At 62.9% G+C, this 22,323-nt stretch carries 22 protein-coding genes and 1 pseudogene; 16 read left to right on the plus strand and 7 right to left on the minus strand.

What is annotated here, in order from left to right; genetic code table 11:
• Positions 1-216 precede the first annotated feature (216 nt).
• From gshA to ptsP, 5 genes are all read left to right on the plus strand, one after another.
• A complete protein-coding gene (gene gshA / locus ABEG21_RS03450; RefSeq protein WP_347555881.1) occupies positions 217-1,503 on the plus strand; it encodes a glutamate--cysteine ligase in 1,287 nt (428 codons plus the stop codon).
• Positions 1,504-1,506: 3 nt separating this feature from the next.
• A complete protein-coding gene (gshB, locus tag ABEG21_RS03455) occupies positions 1,507-2,451 on the plus strand; it encodes a glutathione synthase (protein WP_347555882.1) in 945 nt (314 codons plus the stop codon).
• Between the two features lie 332 nt (positions 2,452-2,783).
• A complete protein-coding gene (locus ABEG21_RS03460) occupies positions 2,784-3,254 on the plus strand; it encodes a PTS sugar transporter subunit IIB (RefSeq protein WP_347555883.1) in 471 nt (156 codons plus the stop codon).
• Entirely contained in the window at positions 3,223-3,492 is a 270-nt protein-coding gene (locus ABEG21_RS03465) for an HPr family phosphocarrier protein (protein ID WP_347555884.1), read from the plus strand. Before ABEG21_RS03460 ends, ABEG21_RS03465 begins: the two co-directional genes overlap by 32 nt.
• A 96-nt stretch (positions 3,493-3,588) precedes the next feature.
• Positions 3,589-5,343 (plus strand): phosphoenolpyruvate--protein phosphotransferase, encoded by a 1,755-nt coding sequence (gene ptsP / locus ABEG21_RS03470; RefSeq protein WP_347555885.1) that lies wholly within the window; start codon positions 3,589-3,591, stop codon positions 5,341-5,343.
• A 39-nt stretch (positions 5,344-5,382) separates the two neighbouring features.
• Here ptsP and moeB read toward each other — a convergent pair whose 3' ends face one another.
• The 3 genes from moeB to gpmA all read right to left on the minus strand — a co-directional run bounded on the left by moeB (position 5,383) and on the right by gpmA (position 8,702).
• Positions 5,383-6,150, minus strand: a complete 768-nt coding sequence (gene moeB, locus ABEG21_RS03475; protein ID WP_347555886.1) for a molybdopterin-synthase adenylyltransferase MoeB — start codon at positions 6,148-6,150, stop codon at positions 5,383-5,385.
• On the minus strand, positions 6,147-7,730 hold the full coding sequence (locus ABEG21_RS03480; RefSeq protein ID WP_347555887.1) for a S41 family peptidase: 1,584 nt from the start codon (positions 7,728-7,730) through the stop codon (positions 6,147-6,149). The genes moeB and ABEG21_RS03480 overlap by 4 nt, the downstream gene beginning before the upstream one ends.
• 225 nt (positions 7,731-7,955) lie before the next feature.
• On the minus strand, positions 7,956-8,702 hold the full coding sequence (gpmA, locus tag ABEG21_RS03485) for a 2,3-diphosphoglycerate-dependent phosphoglycerate mutase (protein WP_347555888.1): 747 nt from the start codon (positions 8,700-8,702) through the stop codon (positions 7,956-7,958).
• Between the two features lie 240 nt (positions 8,703-8,942).
• Between gpmA and ABEG21_RS03490 the strand changes: the two genes are divergently transcribed.
• The 4 genes from ABEG21_RS03490 (at position 8,943) to ABEG21_RS03505 (ending at position 11,560) form a co-directional block, all read left to right on the plus strand.
• The gene (locus tag ABEG21_RS03490; RefSeq protein WP_347556606.1) at positions 8,943-9,359 is read left to right on the plus strand and encodes a rhodanese-like domain-containing protein; all 417 of its coding nucleotides are present in this window, start codon (positions 8,943-8,945) and stop codon (positions 9,357-9,359) included.
• A 119-nt stretch (positions 9,360-9,478) separates the two neighbouring features.
• Positions 9,479-9,775, plus strand: a complete 297-nt coding sequence (gene grxC, locus ABEG21_RS03495) for a glutaredoxin 3 (protein WP_347555889.1) — start codon at positions 9,479-9,481, stop codon at positions 9,773-9,775.
• A 199-nt stretch (positions 9,776-9,974) separates the two neighbouring features.
• Positions 9,975-10,466 (plus strand): protein-export chaperone SecB, encoded by a 492-nt coding sequence (gene secB, locus ABEG21_RS03500; protein ID WP_347555890.1) that lies wholly within the window; start codon positions 9,975-9,977, stop codon positions 10,464-10,466.
• An 8-nt stretch (positions 10,467-10,474) separates the two neighbouring features.
• The gene (locus tag ABEG21_RS03505; RefSeq protein ID WP_347555891.1) at positions 10,475-11,560 is read left to right on the plus strand and encodes an NAD(P)H-dependent glycerol-3-phosphate dehydrogenase; all 1,086 of its coding nucleotides are present in this window, start codon (positions 10,475-10,477) and stop codon (positions 11,558-11,560) included.
• A gap of 48 nt (positions 11,561-11,608) precedes the next feature.
• On the opposite strand, the gene trmL is transcribed toward ABEG21_RS03505, so the two are convergent.
• Together trmL and ABEG21_RS03515 are read right to left on the minus strand one after the other, a co-directional pair.
• Complete coding sequence (gene trmL / locus ABEG21_RS03510; RefSeq protein WP_347555892.1) at positions 11,609-12,079, minus strand: tRNA (uridine(34)/cytosine(34)/5-carboxymethylaminomethyluridine(34)-2'-O)-methyltransferase TrmL; 471 nt, start codon at positions 12,077-12,079, stop codon at positions 11,609-11,611.
• A gap of 67 nt (positions 12,080-12,146) precedes the next feature.
• Entirely contained in the window at positions 12,147-12,959 is an 813-nt protein-coding gene (locus ABEG21_RS03515) for a ComF family protein (RefSeq protein ID WP_347555893.1), read from the minus strand.
• A gap of 103 nt (positions 12,960-13,062) precedes the next feature.
• On the opposite strand from ABEG21_RS03515, the gene ABEG21_RS03520 reads away from it, so the two are divergent.
• The 5 genes and pseudogenes from ABEG21_RS03520 (at position 13,063) to ABEG21_RS03540 (ending at position 18,137) form a co-directional block, all read left to right on the plus strand.
• Positions 13,063-14,268, plus strand: coding sequence for a methyltransferase domain-containing protein (locus ABEG21_RS03520; protein WP_347555894.1), 1,206 nt, complete (start codon positions 13,063-13,065; stop codon positions 14,266-14,268).
• Positions 14,269-14,782: 514 nt separating this feature from the next.
• Positions 14,783-15,058 carry a cytochrome c oxidase subunit II transmembrane domain-containing protein gene (locus ABEG21_RS03525; protein ID WP_347555895.1) on the plus strand — a complete coding sequence of 92 codons (276 nt, stop codon included), beginning with the start codon at positions 14,783-14,785 and terminating at the stop codon, positions 15,056-15,058.
• A 74-nt stretch (positions 15,059-15,132) separates the two neighbouring features.
• Positions 15,133-16,197: pseudogene (locus ABEG21_RS03530) on the plus strand (COX15/CtaA family protein); the annotation flags it as partial.
• Between the two features lie 239 nt (positions 16,198-16,436).
• Complete coding sequence (cyoE, locus tag ABEG21_RS03535; protein WP_347555896.1) at positions 16,437-17,348, plus strand: heme o synthase; 912 nt, start codon at positions 16,437-16,439, stop codon at positions 17,346-17,348.
• Positions 17,349-17,363: 15 nt separating this feature from the next.
• Positions 17,364-18,137, plus strand: coding sequence for an SCO family protein (locus ABEG21_RS03540; RefSeq protein WP_347555897.1), 774 nt, complete (start codon positions 17,364-17,366; stop codon positions 18,135-18,137).
• 144 nt (positions 18,138-18,281) lie between these two features.
• Here ABEG21_RS03540 and rpoH read toward each other — a convergent pair whose 3' ends face one another.
• The gene (rpoH, locus tag ABEG21_RS03545) at positions 18,282-19,190 is read right to left on the minus strand and encodes an RNA polymerase sigma factor RpoH (RefSeq protein WP_347555898.1); all 909 of its coding nucleotides are present in this window, start codon (positions 19,188-19,190) and stop codon (positions 18,282-18,284) included.
• Positions 19,191-19,647: 457 nt separating this feature from the next.
• Between rpoH and ABEG21_RS03550 the strand changes: the two genes are divergently transcribed.
• A complete protein-coding gene (locus ABEG21_RS03550; protein ID WP_347555899.1) occupies positions 19,648-20,217 on the plus strand; it encodes an acyloxyacyl hydrolase in 570 nt (189 codons plus the stop codon).
• A 100-nt stretch (positions 20,218-20,317) separates the two neighbouring features.
• Here ABEG21_RS03550 and ybiB read toward each other — a convergent pair whose 3' ends face one another.
• The gene (ybiB, locus tag ABEG21_RS03555; protein WP_347555900.1) at positions 20,318-21,409 is read right to left on the minus strand and encodes a DNA-binding protein YbiB; all 1,092 of its coding nucleotides are present in this window, start codon (positions 21,407-21,409) and stop codon (positions 20,318-20,320) included.
• Between the two features lie 152 nt (positions 21,410-21,561).
• Between ybiB and ABEG21_RS03560 the strand changes: the two genes are divergently transcribed.
• Positions 21,562-22,260 carry a fumarylacetoacetate hydrolase family protein gene (locus tag ABEG21_RS03560; RefSeq protein WP_347555901.1) on the plus strand — a complete coding sequence of 233 codons (699 nt, stop codon included), beginning with the start codon at positions 21,562-21,564 and terminating at the stop codon, positions 22,258-22,260.
• Positions 22,261-22,323: the final 63 nt, after the last annotated feature.

The raw sequence follows: 22,323 nt of genomic DNA on the forward strand, positions 1-22,323 counted from the left end.
TTTGCGCTACGATGATCCCGCCGTACGCCGGGAAGCCCGGACCGTGGGCCTCGCACACGGTGGCGCTGCAGCGCCATTCTGCTGTTTGCTGCCCGGATGTCGGTGGGAAGAATTCGACCGATCGGGGGTCGCGTCTCTTCGGTGGAAGGTGGTTTTTGACCGTCGATCCACTACAAAAGCATACAATCCCCCAAATTAACCGCCCGCGAGATATTAATGGTTCCGCATCTTGTTACCGCGCTGAACGGTCCCTTGCTCGAATTGGAACGTAAGATCCTCGATGCCACGCCGGCTATCGAGCGCTGGTTCCGCCTCGAGTGGCAGGAGCACACGCCGCCGTTCTATTGCTCGGTGGACTTGCGCAACGCCGGCTTCAAACTGGCTCCGGTGGACGCCAACCTTTTTCCGGGTGGCTTCAATAATCTGCCGCCCGAGATGATTCCGCTGGCCGTTCAGGCCGCGATGGCCGCGATCGAGAAGATCTGCCCGGACGCCAAGAATCTGCTGCTGATTCCGGAAGGCGGCCATCACAGTCGCGCCTATCTCGAAAACCTTGCGCAGTTGTCGTCGATCATGCGGCAGGCGGGCTTGAATGTCCGCATCGGCTCGCTCGACGACGATCTGATGGATCCGATGACGGTCACTTTGCCGGACGGGCAGACGCTGGTGTTCGAGCCGGTACAGCGCATGCCGCGCCGTCTGGGCATGCAGAATTTCGACCCTTGCTCGATTCTGCTGAACAACGACCTGTCGGGCGGGATCCCGCGTGTTCTCGAAAATCTGAACGAGCAGTACTTGTTGCCGCCGTTGCACGCCGGTTGGGCCGTGCGCCGCAAGTCGAACCATTTCGCTTGCTACGACGACGTGGTCAAGCGCTTCGCGAAAGTCGTCGATGTGGACCCGTGGATGCTCAATCCGTATTTCGCGAAGGTCGGCGACGTGGATTTCCAGGAGCGGATCGGGGAAGAACGCCTTGCGGATGCGATCGATGCCGTCTTGAAGAAGGTCGCGAAGAAATACCGCGAATACGGCATCGGCGAGAAGCCCTATGTGGTCGTCAAGGCCGCGGCAGGAACCGACGGCAATGGCGTGATGACGGTCCACGATGCGTCCGAAGTGGCTGCCCTAAGCAAGCGCGAGCGCAATAAGATGGCAACCGGCAAGGAAGGCATCGCGGTCCATGACGTGATTGTCCAGGAAGGCGTACCGACGTTCGAACGCGTCAAGGATGCCGTCGCCGAGCCGGTGGTCTATATGATCGACCGCTATGTGGTGGGCGGTTTCTACCGTGTGCATCAAAACCGCGAGCGCGACGAGAATCTGAACGCGCCGGGCATGCAGTATGTGCCGCTGTCGTTCGAGAGCGCCGCGATGCCGGATCCGCACGCCGCGTCGGCCGCCCCGCCGAACCGGTTCTACTTGTACGGGGTCGTGGCGCGCTTGTCGCTGTTGGCGGCCTCCATCGAACTCGAAAAAACCGATCCGGAAGCCATTCAGGTCTGACCTATGAAAATCCTGTTCATCGCCGATCCGCTGGAACAATTCAAGATCTACAAGGACTCGACGTACACGATGATGGTCGAGGCGCACCGCCGCGGTCACACGGTGTTCGCCTGCGAGGCCCAGACACTCGCGCTGGAAGGCGGCGTGGTATCCAGTGTGTCGAGTCAGATCGATATCGTCGGCGAAGAGCAGGCGCACTGGTTCGCGCGCCAACCGGCGCAACTGCGTGCGCTGACGGACTTCGACGCCATTCTGATGCGAAAGGACCCGCCGTTCGACATGGAATATGTCACGGCCACCTGGTTGCTCGAAATTGCCGAGCGGGCCGGGGCGCGGGTGTTCAACAAGGCGCGGGCGATTCGCGACCACTCGGAAAAGCTCGCCATCGCCGAATTCTCGCAATTCACCGCGCCGACGCTGGTCAGCCGTAATGCCGCGCAGCTGCGCGCGTTTCACGCGACCCATCGCGACGTGATCCTGAAGCCGCTCGATGGCATGGGCGGTACCGGCATCTTCCGCGTCCGTGAGGACGAGCTGAATCTGGGCGCGATCATCGAGACGCTTAGCGATAACGGCGCGCGTACCATCATGGCGCAGCGCTACATTCCGGAGATCAAGCAGGGCGACAAGCGCATCCTGCTGATCGGCGGCAAGCCCGTGCCGTTCGCGCTGGCGCGCATTCCGCAGGGCACCGAGGTACGCGGCAATCTGGCTGCGGGCGGCGTCGGCCGGGCGCAACCCTTGTCCGCGCGCGATCGGGAGATTGCCGAAACGCTGGCGCCGGTCCTGTATCCGCGCGGGCTGCTGCTTGTGGGACTGGACGTCATTGGCGAGTGCCTGACCGAGGTCAATGTCACCAGTCCCACCTGTTTCCGCGAAATCATGGATCAGGCCGGCTGCGACGTCGCGGCGCTGTTCATCGACGCGCTGGAGACGGCAGCCGCCTGAGTTTGCGCGCACCGAGTAAAAATACGGGATTGCTTTAGGGCCACACTTTGATGACAGAAGCGTCATTGTGCGGCGCACTCTTGGCGTCGAACTGTTACAATCCATTTAAAACCCGACGATTTTCCAACAATCCGGTTGCAATCGTCGTGTTTGCGCGCGTGTAACGTACCAGGGTCGGTACGGACGTCGCGGGGCGCAACAACAGCTGGACGGGCACGCGGCGTATCGCGTGCTACCGAAACCAGCGGTGACCGGCACAGACCGGCACCTTCCCCGATGTCCGCAGCGATGGCGCGCCTGGCAAACTCGAGCCCTCATGGGGCTGGATAAAAATGGCCGGTATCTTGATTGTTGCTCACGCCCCGCTGGCAAGCGCGCTGCGGGATTGTCTGAAACATATCTATTGCGGATTGCCTGCGCGCATTGGTGCGATCGACGTATTGCCCGATAGCGACCCTGCCGCCGTGGAAGATGTCGCGCGCGCGGAAATCGAGCGCTTGAAAGACAGCAATGGTGCGCTGGTCTTTTCCGATTTGTACGGCGCGACGCCGGCGAATATCGCTGGCCGTCTGGCGACGATCCCCAATGTCCGGGTGCTGGCGGGTGTAAATCTGCCGATGCTGTTGCGTGCGATCTGCTACCGCAGCACGTCTCTGGACTTGCTTGTCGAGAAGACATTGGCGGGTGGGACCAACGGTATCCAGGCCGTCACGCCGCAGTCGGCGCCCTACGTTTTCCCGGTTCCACCGGTCACCTGTCCGTCCGAGCACCATGCTGCGCGAAGAAATCACCATCATCAATAAACTCGGGCTGCATGCGAGAGCATCGGCTAAACTGACGCAGTTGGCAGGCAAATTCGCCTGCGAGATCTGGATGTCGCGCAATGGACGCCGGATCAATGCCAAGAGCATCATGGGCGTGATGATGCTGGCTGCGGGTATCGGCAGTACGGTGTTGGTTGAAACCGAGGGTGCCGATGAAACCGAGGCCATGACGGCTCTGAAGGCGCTGATCGCCGATAAGTTCGGCGAAGGTCAGTAAGCGTTTTCTTTCGTCTCCCTTCACCCCCTTTCGTTTCGTCCTGCGCGTTGGTTGCGGCATCCAACCTATTCGACCTCATTTGTCGGGAGCGCGCGCGTGTCTTTCACTCTGCATGGGATTCCGGTTTCCAAGGGAATCGCGATCGGCCGCGCCTGCCTGATTGGATCGGCAGCGATAGACGTCGATCACTATCTGGTCGAACCAGGTGATGTCGAAGCGGAAGTGCTGCGTTTTCGCGCGGCGCAGGATGCGGTGGGCGAAGAGCTGGAAGTCTTGCGCGCCGAATTGCCGCCCGATGCACCGGGCGAGATGGATGCCTTCCTCAATGTCCACGGCTTGCTGCTGCGCGACGCCATGCTCGGCGATGCCACTGTCGAGCTGATCCGCACCCGCCGCTATAACGCCGAATGGGCGTTGACCGAACAACTTGCCAGCCTGATTCGCCATTTCGACGAAATGGACGACCCGTATTTGCGCGAGCGTCGCGCGGATGTCGAGCAGGTGGTCGAGCGGGTGTTGAAGGTACTGGCGGGCCATCCTTCGGCGGCGCTGTTGGTGGCCGAGCGTACCCGCGACGGCGATATGGAGATGATCGTCGTGGCGCACGACATCGCCCCGGCCGACATGCTCCAATTCAAGACGCAACGATTTGGCGGCTTCGTCACGGACCTGGGCGGCCGCACCTCGCATACGGCCATCGTCGCGCGGAGCTTTGGTATCCCGGCGGCAGTGGGCATGCAGCAGGCCAGCACCCTGATTCGGATGGACGACGTGATCATCGTCGACGGAGAGCGGGGCGTCGTCATCGTGTCGCCCCCGGAAACGGTACTCGAAGAATATCGCTACCGGCAAAGCGAGCGGGCGCTGGAACAGCGCAAGTTGCAATTGCTGCGCTCGGCCACGACGCAGACGCTCGACGGCACGCGCGTGCATCTGCATGCCAATATCGAATTGCCCGAAGACGGCGTGGCGGCCTGCGCCGCCGGAGCCACCGGTGTCGGCCTTTTCCGCACCGAGTTTCTTTTCATGAATCGGCGCGGTACCTTGCCGGATGAAGACGAGCAACTCTCGCAGTATCGGCGCGCGATCGAAGCAATGAACGGCTTGCCGGTGACGATTCGGACGATCGACGTCGGCGCCGACAAACCGTTGGATTCCCGGCCGAGCGATGGTTTCGAAGCGGAAATGAATCCGGCGCTCGGCCTTCGCGCCATCCGTTGGTGCCTGTCCGAGCCGCAGATGTTCCTGACGCAGTTGCGGGCGATCCTGCGTGCATCCGCGTTCGGGTCGGTACGGATTCTGATCCCGATGTTGGCGCATGCCAGTGAAATGGACCAGACGCTGGCGCTAATCGATGAAGCGAAGTCGCAGTGCGACGCGGCCGGCATCAAATACGATCCGAACGTGCCGATTGGCGCCATGATCGAGATTCCGGCGGCCGTATTGGCACTGCCGCTTTTCTTGAAGCGCTTCGACTTCCTGTCAATCGGAACGAATGATCTGATTCAATACACGCTCGCGATCGATCGTGCCGACAACGCCGTCGCAGCCTTGTTCGATCCGCTGCACCCGGCCGTGCTGAGGTTGCTGAGCATGACGATCAGCGAGGCAACGCGGGCGCGGATTCCGGTGGCGGTCTGTGGCGAGATGGCAGGCGATCCCGCCATGACGCGGCTGTTGCTGGGCATGGGCTTGCGCGAATTCTCGATGCACCCCAGTCAGTTGCTGGTGGTGAAGCGGGAGGTCTTGCGCGCGGATTTGGAAAAGCTGGAGAAATGCGTCGCCGACCTGACGGCGATGGTCGAGCCGAACGAAATCAGTGCCGCCGTAAAACGCCTCGCGGTCGCGTAGCGCGCTTCCACGGCGCGCTACGCGACGACGGGTGCGCGTTTAGCGTCGTTCCGTCGTCTTGTCGCGGCAGACCGGGCAATCCGGCTGCCGCGCGATCTTGAATTCATTCCAACGCATCCGCAGACTGTCCAGCATCAACAGCCTGCCGGAAAGCGTCTCCCCCATGCCCCCAGAGATCACCTTCAGCGCCTCCGCGGCCTGAATCGCGCCGATGATGCCGACGGTCGGCGAAAACACGCCCATCGTTGCGCAGGACACTTCCTCCGGTGCCGGTTCCGGTGGGAACACGCAGGCATAGCAGGGCGCGTCGTCGCGGCGCAGATCGAAGGTGCTGACCTGGCCGTCGAAGCGCAGTGCGGCGCCCGAGACGAGCGGCACGCCATGCGCCACGCACGCGCGGTTGATCGATTGGCGAATGCTGAAATGATCGGTGCAGTCGAGCACCACGTCGGCCAGGGGCACCTCACGCGCCAGAAGGGCATCGTCGGCATGGGTGCGAATCGCGCGGAAGCGCACGTCGGCATTGAGGCGGGCCGAGGATTCGGCCAAGGAATCGACCTTGGCCTGGCCCACGCCGTCGGTGGTGTGCGCGATCTGGCGCTGGAGATTGGTCAAATCGACGTTGTCGCCGTCGATGACTGTCAGTTGTGCAACCCCGGCAGCCACTAGATACAGCGCCGCCGGACATCCGAGACCACCCGCGCCGATGATCAGCACGCGGGCTTTGTTCACCGCTTCCTGGACTTCGATACCCCATTCGTCCAGGAGGATGTGCCGCGAATATCGCAGCAACTGCGCGTCGTTCATTTAGCGGCAGGAGCCGATGCACCCGGTACCGCCGGCAAGGCCGGCTTCGTCGTCGTGACCGGTGCCGAAGCGTCCACCGGCGGCTTTGCGGCCGACAGCGTGCGTTCCGCAGCCGACTTCGACAGCTGGACCGGCTGACCCTTGAACTTGTTCAAGGCCTGTTGCAGCATGAAGTCCGCGTTCGCGCCCGTCACCGTACCGAAATCAGGCGGTTGGCGATTGCGTTCCTTCTGGCGTTGCTCCGGCGTCAGCTTGTCGTTGCGCTCTTCCAGCTGGCGCAATTGCTCCATCCGGTCTGCTTCGCGTGCCTCGGCTTCCTTCTTTTCGTTCGGATCCTGCAGATTCGCCAAGTGGTTCGTGTAATCCACTTCACGCGTCACCAGTGCATCGTCCGGATCGCCTTCGGCAAACTGGTCGACGGTCAAGTCCGGACGAATCCCCTTGTTCTGGATCGAACGGCCGCTCGGCGTGTAGTAGTAGGCCGTCGTCAGGCGCAGGGCCGTGTCGGCGGTCAGCGGACGCACCGTTTGCACGGAGCCCTTGCCGAACGTCGTCTTACCCATCGTCAAGGCGCGGCGATGATCCTGCAGCGCACCGGCGACGATTTCCGACGCCGACGCCGAATAGGCGTTGGTCAGAACGATCATCGGCACCGTCTTGATTTCATCCGGGATGCCTTGCAGCGGATCGCTGTTCATGCCCGGCAGACGGTAGTTGTCGAACGTGTCGCGATACGCTTGCTTCGAGTCGGCAATCTGACCGTTGGTCGACACCACCAGCGAGTTGGCCGGCAGGAACGCGCCCGCGACGCCGACCGCGCTTTGCAGCAAGCCGCCACCGTTGTTACGCAGATCCAGGACCAAGCCCTTCAAGTTCGGCTGCTGACGCGCGATGTCCTTCAGCGCGGCGGCCAGATCCGGCACCGTCTTTTCCTGGAAGCTTGTGATCCGGACCCAGGCGTAACCCGGCTCTTCGATCTTGTACTTGACGCTCTTCACGACGATTTCCGCGCGGGTGACCGTCAACGGGAAGGTCCGTTGGTCGGACTTGCGGAAGATCGTCAGCGTGACCTTCGAACCCGGCGCACCGCGCATCCGCTTGACCGACTGGTCGAGCGTCATGCCGCGTACCGGCGTGTCGTCGATTCGGGTGATCAGGTCGCCCGGGCGGATGCCGGCCTTGGCTGCAGGCGTGTCCTCGATCGGCGAAATCACCTTGATCAAGCCGTCTTCCGACGAAATCTCGATACCCAGGCCCGCAAAGCGGCCCTGCGTCTGTTCCTGCAATTCCTGGTAGTCGGTCTTATCCAGATACGACGAATGCGGGTCCAGGCTGGAAACCATGCCCTTGATGGCGGCGGTCAGCAGCTTCTTGTCGTCGACCGGTTCGACATATTCGTGCTTGATTTGACCGAAGACTTCCGCAAGGAGACGGAGTTGGTCCAGCGGCAACGGCGCTACCGCAGCGGCGGCCGTGGTGTTCGCATTGGTCTGGGCGGCTGCAGAAATCTGCAGCGTGGCCAGCACGCCGGTCGTCAGGCCGGCGACGATCAATACCAGGTGCTTCAGGTGTTTGCGCATAACGAGGTGGGGATGAACGGATTGGTCCGCGTGCAAAACGGGCGAAAAAAGATAACGCAGGAGAACGCGCCGTTCTTGACGGGCTCACAGGCAGTATAGCGTGGTTTGAGCGCATCATTTGAACCGCCGTTCTGTGCGCAAGGCCGGTGAAAGGCCGTATTCAGGCGTGGTTCAAGTGAAACGACGGCGGGCCGCGAGCGCTGCCCACCGCCGTGCGTCCAGCGCTTACTTCGATTTACCCTGGTTCGCCACCGCGGCTTGCGCCTTGGCGATGGCATCGGCATCGCCGAGGTAATAGTGCTTGATCGGCTTCAGGTCGGCATCGAGTTCATAAACCAGCGGGATGCCGTTGGGAATGTTCACGCCGACGATTTCGTCGTCCGGAATGCTGTCTAGATACTTCACCAGCGCGCGGATCGAGTTGCCGTGCGCGGCGATCACGAGGCGCTTGCCGCCGCGCAAGGCCGGCGCGATCGACTCGTTCCAGAGCGGCATCACGCGGGCCACGGTGTCCTTCAGGCACTCGGTCAACGGCAATTGCTCGCGCGGCACCTTGGCGTAACGCGGGTCGGCTGCCCATTTGTCGGCTTCCGAGGCCTCCAGCGCCGGCGGCGGCGTGTCATAGCTACGGCGCCAGACCAGGACCTGCTCGTCGCCGTACTTTTGCGCGGTTTCGGCCTTGTTCAAGCCGGCGAGCGCGCCATAATGACGCTCGTTCAAGCGCCACGAATGCACGACGGGCAGGTACATCAGATCCATCTCGTCCTGTACATGCCACAGCGTGCGGATCGCGCGCTTCAAGACGGATGTGTAAGCGATATCAAAGGTGAAGCCCGCTTCTTTCAGCAGCACGCCGGCCTGCTTGGCTTCGGTGGCGCCTTTTTCGGTCAGGTCGACGTCGACCCAGCCGGTAAAGCGGTTTTCCTGATTCCAGGTGGATTCGCCGTGGCGAATCAAAACGAGTTTGTACATGGCGAAACGTCGGTAGTGGATAATGCGATCGGCCCAGGCGGCCCTCTGCGCCCGTCTCACGGGCCGATCCGATGGATCCGGCCGCTGAAACGAACGATTTCGGGCGCTTGATTCGCCAGGCTCTATCCCCACATTCTAGAGTGTCCAGCGCGCAACCGTACCGTCGCGCCGATGCATTTGGCTCGAAAATCCGGCGAGACTGTCTATAATGCGCGAATTCCCTTTTTCCGGCGGTCGCCTGTGAAGTTTTTTACGAACCCCTTTAACCTTGCCCTGATCGTCATCGTGCTGGTCTCCGGCGTGATGCTGCTGTGGCCCACCCTGACCCGGCGCAACCGGGGGCTGGCGTCGAGCGAAGCCATCCTGCTGATCAACCGGCGCAATGCGGTCGTGATCGACGTACGTGCCGCTGACGCTTACGCGGCAGGGCATTTGCCGCAGGCGCGCCACGTCGCTTTTGCCGAGTTGTCGGCCAAGGTGCAGCAGGTCGCCAAGAACAAGGCGACCCCCGTCATCGTCGTCTGCCAGAGCGGACAGCAATCGAACAGGGCGCTCGACACGCTGCGGCAAGCCGGTTACTCCGAAGTGCACGCGCTGGAAGGCGGCCTGGACGGTTGGAAGAAAGCAGGGTTGCCGGTGGTGGCATCGAAAGCGTGACATGCTTGTAAAGTGCCGCGCACGCGCGTCGTGGACGGTCCGTGGACCGGTGCCACGATGCGTCGCGGTGGCTGCGGCGGCGTCCGCGGCATCGAATGCATGAAGTCAGGAGCAAACGAATGAGCAACGCAGAAGACAAAGGCGCGCATCACGTCGTGATGTATAGCACCCAGGTATGTCCGTACTGCCAGATGGCGGAACGCTTGTTAAAGCAACGCGGTGTCGAGCATGTCGAGAAGATCTTGATCGACAAGGACCCGGAGCAACGCGCTGCCATGATGGAAAAGACCGGCCGACGCACGGTGCCGCAGATTTATATCGGCGACACCCATGTCGGTGGGTATGACGACCTCTCGGCGCTGGATCGCGCGGGCGGTCTGATGCCGCTGCTGGCTGGCGCGGTGACGGGCGGCTGAGCAACGCGGCCGCCGTGCGACGCGGGTCGAGTCGGCCCGCGTCGACGCGCCGCGGATCGCGCGCCGGGTAAACTGCGCGCCGTCCCTCGGCCCGATGCCCCTTGATGCTGGGCATGCGCGCGATAAGACGCGCGACATGCTAGCGTATTGCACCGGCGATATGATCCGCATTTCGCCGGTTTATTTTCTGAGATTATCGATGAGCGACAGCGACCAAAACGATCAGCCTTTCTTCAATATCCAGCGTATCTATCTGAAGGATATGTCCCTGGAACAGCCCAATTCCCCGCAAATTTTCCTGGAACAGGAAATGCCGCAGTTGGACGTGGAAGTGGCGGTCGGTTCTGTGAAGCTGCAGGACAACGTCTTCGAAGCCACTGTGACGGGTACCGTGAAGGCCAAGATCGGTGAAAAGGTCGCATTCCTGGTGGAAGCCACCCAGGCAGGCATCTTCGATATTCGCAATCTGCCGGCCGACCAGCTGGATCCGGTCTGCCATATCGCTTGCCCGCAGATCCTGTTTCCCTACCTGCGCTCGAATATCGCCGATGCCGTGACGCGTGCGGGCTTCCCGCCGATCCATCTGGCTGAAATCAACTTCCAGATGCTGTACGAGCAGCAGCGCCAGCAACAAGTGGGCGGCCCGGACAGCGACATCACCGTCGCTCAGAGCGCCCCGCAGACGCACTGAGCGTCCGCATGAAAATCGCAGTATTGGGCGCCGGCGCATGGGGTACCGCGGTGGCCGCTCATCTCGCCCGACGCCACGACGTGGTGCTCTGGGCGCGTGATCCACATCTGGTCGACCGGCTTCGGGCGACCGGTGTGAACGACGCCTACCTTCCCGCTTGCCCGCTTCCCCCCGCACTGCGTTACAGCGCCGATCTGGACGAGGCGGTCGCGCACGGCACGCCTGGCGCTGCCGCTGGCACGCTTCCTACCTTGTTGATTCTGGCGACGCCGGTTGCGGGCCTTCGCCCCATGTTGTCGCGTCTCAGCGGGCTCGACGGCGCGGGCGCGGCGATGTTGTCGCCCGGATCGACGCTGGCTTGGTTGTGCAAGGGCTTCGAGGCGGGTTCGGGGAAATTGCCGCACCAGGTGGCTGTCGAGGTGTTCGACGCCGCCTATTCCGGTGAAAGAGACAGCGGCGTCGAGGGGGCGCCTGAGGCGAGACCGGGCTGCGGCGTGTTGACCGGTCCGAGTTTCGCGAAGGAAGTCGCACTCGGGCTGCCGGTGGCGCTGACCGCGGCCAGTATCGATCCGGCGTGCCAGCAACGGATTCGCGATGCTTGTCATCACGACGGCATGCGCATCTATACCAGCGACGATCTGCCTGGCGTGGAAGTCGGCGGGGCGGTCAAGAACGTCATGGCGATCGCAACCGGGATTGCCGATGGGCTGGGGTTGGGTCTGAATGCGCGTGCGGCCTTGGTCACGCGGGGCTTGGCCGAAATCACCCGGCTCGGCATCGCGCTGGGCGCACGGGCGGAGACGTTCACGGGTCTATCTGGTGTAGGGGATCTGATCCTGACGGCGACCGGCGATCTCTCGCGCAATCGCAAGGTCGGAATGCAGTTGGCCGGCGGCCAATCGCTCGCATCGATTCTTGCGGCCTTGGGCCATGTTGCCGAAGGCGTCGCCTGCGCACAGGCGGTCGATGCACTGGCGCATGCGCGGGGCGTGGATATGCCGATTACGCGCGCCGTGTGCGGTGTGCTATTCGATGGTCAGTCGCCGCGCGATGCGGTGGCGATGCTGTTGCAGCGCGACGCCAAGGCCGAATAGGTCTTTCGCCTTGCCATCGGGCGCGCGCCTCACGGGCGCGCGTCTTTCTCAAACCCCGCCTTCGTATCCCGCCTGACGCCATGCCTCGAAGACCGTGACGGCAACGGCATTCGACAGGTTCAGGCTGCGGTTGTTCGGCTGCATCGGCAGGCGCAGCCGATGCGCGGTATCGAAGCCCGCGAGAAAGGCATCCGAGAGGCCGCGCGTTTCAGGACCGAACACAAACCAGTCACCGGGATGCAAGGCCTGTCCGGCGAAGCCGGTCGCGCCCTTCGTCGTGAAGGCGAACAGTCGCGCGGGATCGGGCCGCATCGTTTCCAGGAAGGCGTCCCAGGAGCGGTGCACCTGCATCTTGGCGTATTCGTGATAATCGAGTCCGGCACGCCGCAATTTGGCATCTTCCAACGGAAATCCCAGCGGTTCGATCAGATGCAGATTGGCGCCGGTATTGGCGCACAGGCGGATGACATTGCCCGTATTGGGCGGTATTTCCGGTTCGACCAGAACGACGTTGAACATGGCGACGACAGCGAGTTGACTGAGTGAATCGAGAGGAGAGCGGTGCCGTGACGTACCGCTCGCACCCTCAAGCGGTACGAAAAACGACGATCGCGGTTACGCGCCGCGCGCCGTGGCGTTTCAATAAGGTGGCAATCGCATGCAACGTTGCCCCGGTCGTCATCACGTCGTCGACCACGCCGATATGCGCGCCGGCCAGCGCCGGCAAGACCCCGTCCGGGCCGATGCGATGCCGGCCGCCCTCTGCAAGCGAGAACGCTTGTTGCAGATTGCGCTGCCGAGCGCGAAGACCGAGACGGGCTTGCGCATCGGTATGCGCTCGCTGGAGCAGGCCGCTATCGGTGCGTATCGAGAGATGTTTTCCGAGGCGACGCGTTAATTCCCAGGCCTGATTGTACCCGCGCACGCTCAGTCGCTCGGCGGAAAGCGGCGCCGGGATGAGAACGTCCGGGTGGGCGTTTTTCGGCAGGCCGCCAAGTCGCGTCGCGAGTCGGGCCGCCAGATCGGAGGCGAGGCCGACTCTGCCTTGGTATTTCAAGGCGACGATCAAGGCATCGAGCGGCGCCCGGTAGTCCGCCAGCGCGAACGTCGCATCGAAGGCCGGTGGCCGCGTGCGGCAATGGCCGCAGCGGCGCAGAGGTGCGCGGGTGCCAGTGCCTTCCTCGGCGGGCGGCGATTGCAGCGATAAGCGCACCGCACATCGTTCACAGCGGGGCAGGGCGTCGTCGGCGTGCCAATAACACTGCTCGCACCGGACGCACACAGCGCCGTCCGCCCGATGTCCGCATAAAAGGCAGGCGGCCGGCAGCAGACGCTGCCACTTCGCATACGCCCAGGCCCGGAGCGCGCCGGCGCCGATGCGGTGCGCGGGGTCTTTCACGATCCACCTCTCCTGATGGGCCTTTTCCAGCCACGCCGTCATGTCGACGTATACTGCGGGCCAGTGTAGCGTCGTCCCGACGCGTCGCAAACGCCGTATCACTATGCCGAACGACTCTATTTCTCCGTCACCGGGCAGTTCCTCTCCGTCGACCCCGGTCGATCTGTCGCATGCGGCGGTGCTTTCCCACGTGCGGCGAGGGTTCGAGCGTCGCGCGGCGTCGTTCGCGGACATCAGCTTTCTGCCACGGGAAATCGCTTCCCGGATGCACGAGCGCTTGGACTACATCAAGGTGTCGCCGCTGCGGATCGTCGATGCGGGTTGTGGGCTCGGGAGCGACCTGGCGGCGCTGATGCAGCGCTATCCGATGGCGCAGACGCTCGGCGTGGATCTGGCGCATGCGATGCTGACCCGGGTCCCCGGAACGATCGACGGAACGCCGTCCGCAGGCGCCGGTTGGAAGCAGAAGCTGTCTCGCACGCTGCCGACGCCGCTGCGGCGCGCGATGGGCGAAAAAGCCGTATGGCGGGTGCAGGCCGACTACACGGACCTGCCGATCGCCGCCGGTAGCGTGGATCTGTTGTGGTCCAATCTCGCATTGCAATGGCATCCGGCGCCCGATCGTGTCTTTCCGTCGTGGCAGCGGGTTCTGGCGGTAGGGGGGCTGTTGATGTTTTCGACAGTGGGCCCCGATACGCTCGCCGAGGTGCGCGACGCCTGGTACGACGCCTATACGGCGCTCCATCCGATGGCGCTGAATCATGACCGATGGGGGCGAGCCGCCGCCGCGGGATCCGGCGTGGCGGCGGCGTCGGACTCGTCGCCCTGGGACGCACCCGCGCCGATGACGGCTGCGCCCGACATGCCGCGTGCGCCGGTGCGTGATTTCGTCGATATGCATGATTTCGGCGACATGCTGGTTGCCAGCGGCTTTGCCGAACCGGTAATGGACATGGAGCGGCTGACGATCACCTACCGTGACCCGGCATCGCTGTTGCGCGACGTCCGCGGCTGGGGCCCGGCGATCCCCGGCCCCGGCAAGCCGCCTGGCGGCGCGGCGGCCGGCGACACCGCAATCGCCGGGCTGCGGCCGCAAGGCTTGATGGGGCGTCGTTTCCACCGCGCCTGGCTTGATGCACTCGATGCGCGACGCAACGGCGACGGTGCGATCCCGCTCACATTCGAGATCGTCTATGGCCACGCCTGGAAAGCGGCGCCGAAACAAACCAACGATGGGCGCGCGATCGTTCGCATCGACGATATCGGCGGTCGGCAAGGGCGGCAGCGTCTGCGCCGCGGGCCAAACTGAGTGGCGAGACCCCGGTCGCAGCGGGCTGCTCGATCGATATTGAGACAAACAGCGTCCGTCGTATAACGGCATCGTTGCCGCTGACGCATCATATTGTTTTTGGCGGTGCGGCATTTCGCCGCGAATGGACGCCGCGTCGCGTGCGCAGCCGAAGCAAATGCGGCGATATCGCAGGAAGCGACGTTAAAATCGGTGTAAACGTTGCCTAATGCCGTATTCCACCGCGCGATCGGCACGTGCGACACGCCGCGTCGGCGCTGCACTTCGACTATTTCGGCAGGTAGACGGGACGGAACCTCGCGTGCTTGCAACAGGCTCGGTTGCTGCGCCGCCGGTCCGGCGCCTATAATGCGGCGCTTGGTCGCATGACGCCGTTTGCGCGCCGGTACGCCGTTTCGAGGATGAGGGCCCCACCAGGGCGAACGTTCCGAGACTGGATCGCGCTGCGCCGGCGCCGGTGTGACAGTGCCCGCGCCGCATTCGGCGCGTATGGTCTGGTCCCCGGTGGGAGGTGATGATGGCCGCATTTGATGTCGCGCAGTGGTTGCATGCGCTTTCCGACATTCATGTCGCGCTGATGGTGCTCTGCCTGTTGGTTTTTGCAGTGGTCTTCGTCGCGATGTTGTATTCGATCGTTCGTCTGCGCCGCGTGCGCGGACGCAGCGAGGACGGGACGAATTTCCATGGCAGCATGACCGTCGAAGTGGTCTGGCTCGTCGTGCCATTCCTGATCATGATCGGCATGGCCGTTCCGGCGACGCGTCTGGTGTTCGCCTTGTCGGCGGGTTGATCCGTGCGCGAGACCTCGCTCCTTGAAACGGCAGTGCGTATCCTGCCCAGCCGGCATCGGGAGCGCCTAGAACGATGATTTCCTTCGACCATCTTATTCAACTCGCCGCCATCGGACTGTGCATCGCACTGTTTCCGCTGTCGTACGTGTTCGTCAAGGGCGATCAGGCCAAGTTCCGCAAGCTGCTCTGGGTCACCACGTTTCTAACGCTGGACCTGGTAATGTTCGGCGGGTTTACGCGCCTGACCGATTCCGGTCTGGGCTGTCCCGACTGGCCCGGTTGCTATGGCACCGCCTCGCCCTTCAGTGCGCACCACGCGATTCATCTGGCCGCCACGGCCATGCCCACCGGGCCGGTGACGATGACGAAGGCCTGGATCGAGATGATCCATCGCTACGTGGCCATGGCATTGGGCGTGCTGATCATCGCGCAGGGCGTGATCGTGTATGTCCGTCGCAAGGTGCTCGGCATCTCGCTGGCCTGGCCCTTGGGTTTATTGGGACTGGTTGTGGTGCAGGGCGTGTTCGGTGCCTGGACCGTCACCCAGAAGCTGGAACCGCTGATCGTCACGACCCATTTGCTGTTGGCGCTGACCTTGCTGGCGGGATTGGGTTGGTTTTCGGCCTCGCAGACGCCGCAGCCTGCTTACGATCCGAGTGTGCACCGCTGGCGCGCGGCCGTGTTGGTCGGCTTGCTGCTGCTGGTCGTGCAAATCGCGCTCGGCGGCTGGGTCAGCACCAATTATGCGGTACTGGCCTGCACGGATTTCCCAACCTGCAACGGCCAGTGGATCCCCCCGATGGACTTCGCGCAGGGGTTCCATCTGTGGCGCAAGCTTGGCATGGCTGCCGACGGTGAGGTGATCACGCAGTCGGCCTTGGTCGCGATCCACTGGACGCACCGTGTTTTTGCCGTGGTTGTCGTGGCGTACCTGCTGTGGCTCGGTTCGGCGCTGAAGCGCTCGCCGGCGCTGCGCCAGCCGGCCCGGCTGCTGGTGGCGCTGGCGGTCGTGCAGTTCCTGACGGGGCTGTCGAACATCGTGCTGAAATGGCCGCTGCCGATCGCCGTCGCGCACAACGGTGGTGCAGCGATCATGCTGCTGACCGTCGTCATGCTAAACTATCGCGTCTGCACAGCACGGCATCGGACATCGAAAATAGCGGATGTCGATGCGCAAACCGGCGCAGCGTCATCCTCGTCTCCCGCGGAATCCCAGACGCGATCCACGCCCGAATCGGCCTATTCGGCACAGCAGCACGCGACACAGGCTCACGCGGCGCCGTCGCATTCGACGCCGACCTTTTCGACGGCCTTCGTGGCGTCGTCCGCACCGGGCGAGCGCGCCGATACGCGCGCCAACCCCGCACCGAATAAGTGATGGATAGCACAACCCTTTCTTCCGCTCCGCAAAGTCGCGCCGCGCAGTACTACGCGCTGACAAAGCCGCGCGTCACCCAATTGGCCGTCTTCTGCGCCATCATCGGCATGTTTCTGTCGACACGCGGCATGGTGTCCTGGCGCGTCTTGATCGGCGGTACCGTCGGCATCTGGATGACCGCTGGCGCCGCGTTCGCCATCAACTGCCTGGTCGAACAGAAAGTGGACGCGATGATGCGTCGCACGGCATGGCGTCCGTCGGCGAATGGTCAACTGAACAGCCGCCAGATTTTGGTGTTCTCGGCATTGCTCGGTGGCATCGGTGCCTGGGTGCTGTACCGGTTTACGAACCCGCTGACGATGTGGCTGACCGTGGCAACCTTTGTCGGTTACGCCATCATCTACACGCTGATCCTGAAGCCCTCGACGCCGCAGAACATCGTCATCGGCGGCGCCTCGGGTGCGATGCCGCCGGCATTGGGATGGGCGGCCGCCACTGGCGCGGTGCCGGCGGAAGCCTGGCTGCTGGTGCTGATCATCTTCATCTGGACACCGCCGCACTTCTGGGCGCTGGCGCTGTATCGTCGCAAGGACTATCTGAGTTCGGGCTTGCCGATGCTGCCGAATACGCATGGCGAGGCACTCACGCGGCTGCACATCCTGCTGTACACGATCGCCTTGTTTGCGGTCACGCTGATGCCATTCGCGGCGCGGATGAGCGGGTATGTCTATCTGGTAAGCGCGATCGTCCTGGGCGGTGTGTTCCTGCGGTATTCGTGGCAGATCTGGCGTCATTATTCGGATGCGTTGGCGCGCCGTGCTTTCCGATTCTCGATCGTCTATCTGTCGCTGCTGTTCGCCGCCTTGCTCGTCGACCACTACGCGCAGATGCTTTACGGCATATTGGCCTGAACCCGGCGCGGCACCATGTCCTTCGACCGCCGCCCCCCTCCCGCCGATGCGCGCGCGAGCGGTGCATCGCCACCCCCGCGAGCCGTTCCGCGTAGGCGTACCGTGCTGGGCGGTCTCGGCGTTGTAGGCCTCAGCGGTTTTCTGTCGTTCGCGGGCGTGCTCGGCGGCTGCGGCAAGCGCGGCCCGGATTTCGATAACCTCGATATCACCGGCAGCCGCGATTTCGATCCCCGATTTTCCCTTCCCGACGCGCAAGGTGCCGTTCGTACGATTGCGGACTGGCACGGCAAGGTGGTCGTTCTACTGTTCGGCTATACGCAATGTCCGGATGTGTGTCCGACAGCGCTCGCCGAGTTGGCGCGTGCAAAAGCGCGTCTGGGCGACGATGGCACCAAACTTCAGGTGGTGTTCGTCAGCGTCGATCCCGAGCGTGATACGCCGCCGATCCTGACCGAATACGTGCACGCCTTCGATCCCGGCTTTATCGCTTTGCGTCCCCCGACGGATGCGGCGGTTCAGCAATTGGCGAAGCAATTCCACGTCTACGTCGAAAAGACACCGGCCGCCGCGCCGGCCTCAGGAGCCTCAGCGGCCATTGCTGTAGCGCCCAATGGCACCAATGCGACAAATGGCGACGCGGGCGCGTATGGCATTGCGCATACCGCCGTCAGCTTCGTATTCGACCCACAAGGGCGTTTGCGTCTGTACGCGAAGGATGGGGAAGGGGTGGACCGGTGGGTGCACGATGTGCGTCTTCTGCTGGCTCCGGACGCCGCCGCGGTCGCATAAGACGGCTTGACCCCGGGACACAGCTGCCCCACGTCGGCGTGGCCGCCGGACCCGGTCTGAAACGAAAGGGGATGCGTCGATAGCACGAAGGCAGTACCGCCTCTCAGCGGGACTGCCTTCGGTTAAGCTGGTCAAGCCGTACGATCAGGCGAACGCGTTTAGCGCGCCGCGCATTTTCTTCATCGCACTGGCTTCGATCTGGCGGATACGCTCGGCCGACACGCCGAATTCGTCGGCCAGTTCGTGCAGCGTGGCGCCGCCGCTACCGTCGTCCTCAACATTCAGCCAACGTGCCTGAATGATCCGGCGACTGCGCTGATCGAGCGACTCCAAGGCCGTGCTCAAGCCGTCCGATTGCAGACGATCGAACTGACGTGTTTCCAGCACTTCGCTCGGCTCGGCGCGGGAGTCGGACAAGTAGGCAATCGGCGCATACGACTCTTCGCCGTCCTCGACCTGGCCTTCCAGTGCGACATCGCCGCCCGAAAGTCGACGCTCCATCTCCGCGACATCTTCCCGCTTGACCGACAATTCCTTCGCCAAACCGTCGATCTCTGCCGGCGTGAACGCCTGCGCGCTACGCTTATGGCTGCGCAGGTTGAAGAACAACTTGCGCTGGGCCTTGGTCGTCGCGACCTTCACCAGGCGCCAGTTGCGCAGGATGTATTCGTGGATCTCGGCCTTGATCCAGTGCATCGCGTATGACACGAGTCGCACGTTTTGCTCGGGATCGAAGCGCTTGACCGCCTTCATCAGACCGATATTGCCTTCCTGAATCAGGTCGGCGTGCGGCAAGCCATACCCCAGGTAGTGACGAGCGATCGAGACGACCAGACGCAGGTGCGACAGCACCAGATGCCGCGCGGCTTCCAGATCCTGATGCTCACGGAAATCGCGAGCGAACTGGGTTTCCTCTGCCTGCGTCAGCAGCGGGATCCGGTTGACCGCCTGAATATATGCGTCAATGTTGCCGATGTGCCCGGTCAGCAAGGACTTGGGCGTCAGCGCCAGCGCGCCGCCGCGCAAGGCCGCGCTGGAAAGGGTGGGGGACATGGCTTCGCTCACGGATTTTCCTCAGTTAGCAACGTCTATAGGACAGCGGTAAGACGGAAAGATATTAGCACTCAATGAAAGCGAGTGCTAATAGCTATTTGGACAGGATGTCCCACGAAAAGTTCAAAAACTATCAGGAAGCATCTCTTGATAGGGTAACGTCTATGGTACGCCTCTACTGCACCTACGTCCAGGGCACGGTCCGTTCCCGGACAGCGGACATTGTCTCAAAATCTTACATAAGTCCTTCATTTCCGCGCGATTGGGGACCCGTCAGCAAACTTTGTCACAAAGTGCTTAGAATGATTCCAGCATGTCCATGCGATCGCTAGTGCTTCTAGCGACATGCGTCCAAGCGTTCCCAGACAGACATTTCGATTAACTGTTTGATAACGCAATTAAATCAAAAAAACAACCGCAGTCCTTCCACTGCGGTAGGCAGACGATGGAGCAGTAGATGCCAATTACGAAAGTAGCGCTTCGCTGCGCGCTGATCGCGGGCGCAGCGATGATGTCGTGTGGTCCGACGTTGGCCCATGCGGAAAGTACCTGGGGGGCGCAGTTTGCCTACGGCTTCGCGAACGATCACGAAGTGCACACGCAAAAATTCGACCTGGGCTTGGTATGGGACCCGCATTGGACGTTCTGGCACATCGGCGGATGGAATTTCGCCGCGGTCGGTGAAGCGCACGCGGTGTACTGGGATGTCGGAACCAGTGCGCGCAAGACGATTGGCGAGTTCGGTGTCTCGCCGGTCCTGCGCTTCGAAAAATCGTCAGGCGCCTTGCGGCCTTACGTCGAAGCGGGTGTCGGTGTTCGACTGCTGACACATGATCGTCTTTCCGATACTTACACGATGTCCACCGCCTTCCAGTTTGCAGACATGGTCGGCCTCGGCGTCAAGTTCGGCAATCACCAGCAGTATCAGGTGGGATACCGCTTCCAGCATCTGTCGAATGCAAGTATCAAGAGCCCGAATCCGGGGATCGACTTCCACCAGATCTACGTGCAGTACAACTTCCGCTGATCCCGCGCTAATAGACGTCGGCGCCCGGGCGTGAAGCGCTGCCCGGCATGGCATCCCCCGGCCAGTCTGTTTCGGCTGCCGGGAACCGGTATGGGCTAGGCTAAGCTTGTCCGGCGATGTCGACGATCTGTTCGACCTGTCGGGCGATGCTGGCCGGCACGCGTGCCGGATCCGCAAGCGCGCTGCCGATCCAGTCGGCCGTCGCTTGCGCGTCCATCGCCTGGGCCGCGTCCGGCAACTGCAGCGATGCCGGATCGGTGGGCAGATCGTCGCTCCGGCTGGGATTCACCAGCACATCGGCCGCGCCGTCCCGCAGCCGGTCGATCTGCACCTGGCGCCGGACATCCGCCACGGCTTCGCCCTCGGTGCCGCGCGCGAGCAAGATATCGCCTCGCGCCAGAAACGGATGCGCTTGAAACAGGCCCGCGAGGCTGTCCCGGTAGGGCGGATGCGTATAATTGACCAGCCGCACGCCACTTTCGCCGGCGGCATAGGCAAACACATCCAGCAGTTTCACCAGCGTATGCGCGCTGTTGCGTACGCCCATCTTGGCGCGCAGACGCAGCAGGCGATCCAGTCCTGTCGACAATACATCGATTGGCATGAACACCGGCTTGCCCGCGTGAAGCAGAGCGCCGGCATCAGCTGCCGATTCGGCGGGCGGCAGTCCCATCGCGGTAAATATCGCGGCGCTGGTGACGCGGCCCGGGTCCGTTCGCACGCCGTGGACAACGACCGGCACCCCCCGTTGCGCCAGCAAAGCCGCGAGCAAGGGGACCAGGTTCGCCATCTTCCGGGCCCCGTTGTACGACGGGATCGATACCGGGCGGAAATGAGGCGATCTCGTGGCGCCCGACGCGGATGCCGACAGCACCGGTATGGCGCCGTGCGGAAAAGCGATCGCGTTCACGCGCGTTTGGGCTGCAGCGAGCATGCCCGCCAGTTCGTCGGGCGTTTCGCCCTTGATCCGGTAAGCCATCAACAGCGCGCCGAGCGCGACGTCGTCCACGCGGTCGTCCAGGATCGCGGTGAACAGCGTTTCGGTATCCTCGCGCGACAAGGCACGCGCGCCGCGGGCGCCACGGCCGATTTCCTTGATCAGGTGAGCACAGCGAAACGGCTCGCCGGCAGAGGGGCTGCGCTGCGGATCAGGGGGCGCGCCGGCGGCACTGGCAGGGGAAGGCGGGTGCATAAAGTTCAAGTTCGGTAAAAGACGGCTGTCGCGAGTACTATAGCGCTTTCATCGGCAAGACTGCCGGCACGTTCGTGCGCCGTCCCGTCGATGCGCGGCTTTCCCCCTATTCCGATTCGATCGTTTTTTAAGATGTTCTTGGGAGACTTGTGATGGCTTATGTTATCGAACCCCCGGTTCAAGCCGCGGTTCCTGTGGCCGGCGCCAACGCCGACTTTCCGGTGCGCCGAATCTATTGCGTCGGCCGCAACTACGCGGCACACGCGCGCGAAATGGGCCATGATCCGGACCGCGAGCCGCCGTTCTTCTTCAGCAAGCCGGCCGACGCCGTCGTCTATGTGGCTCCGGGTAGCGAAGGCGCTTTCCCCTATCCGACGAAATCCGACGACGTGCATTTCGAGCTGGAGCTGGTGGCGGCCATCGGCAAGGGCGGAAAGAATATTCCCGCCGCGGAAGCGCTAGATCACGTCTACGGTTACGCGCTGGGTCTGGACATGACGCGTCGTGATCTGCAGGCCGCCTCGAAGAAGCTGGGTCGTCCTTGGGAAACGGCGAAGGGTTTCGATCATTCGGCACCGATCGGGCCGATCCATCGTGCCGCCGATATCGGCCATCCGTCGAAGGGCGCCATCTTCCTGTCCGTCAATGGCGAAGAGCGTCAGCGCGGCGATCTGTCCGACATGATCTGGTCGGTTGCGGAAACCGTCGAGTATCTGTCGGGTCTGTTTGAACTGTTCCCCGGCGATTTGATCATGACCGGTACGCCGGAAGGGGTCGGCAAGATCGTACGGGGCGACGTGATGCACGGCGTTGTCGACGGCGTCGGCGAGTTCAGCGTTAAGGTCGTCTAAAGTCGAAACGCGGGAAGGACCGGCGAGCGTCGCCGGCCTTTCCCGCGTTTTTTTGTGCATCGG

The organism is Robbsia sp. KACC 23696, from assembly GCF_039852015.1.
Taxonomy (GTDB): domain Bacteria; phylum Pseudomonadota; class Gammaproteobacteria; order Burkholderiales; family Burkholderiaceae; genus Robbsia.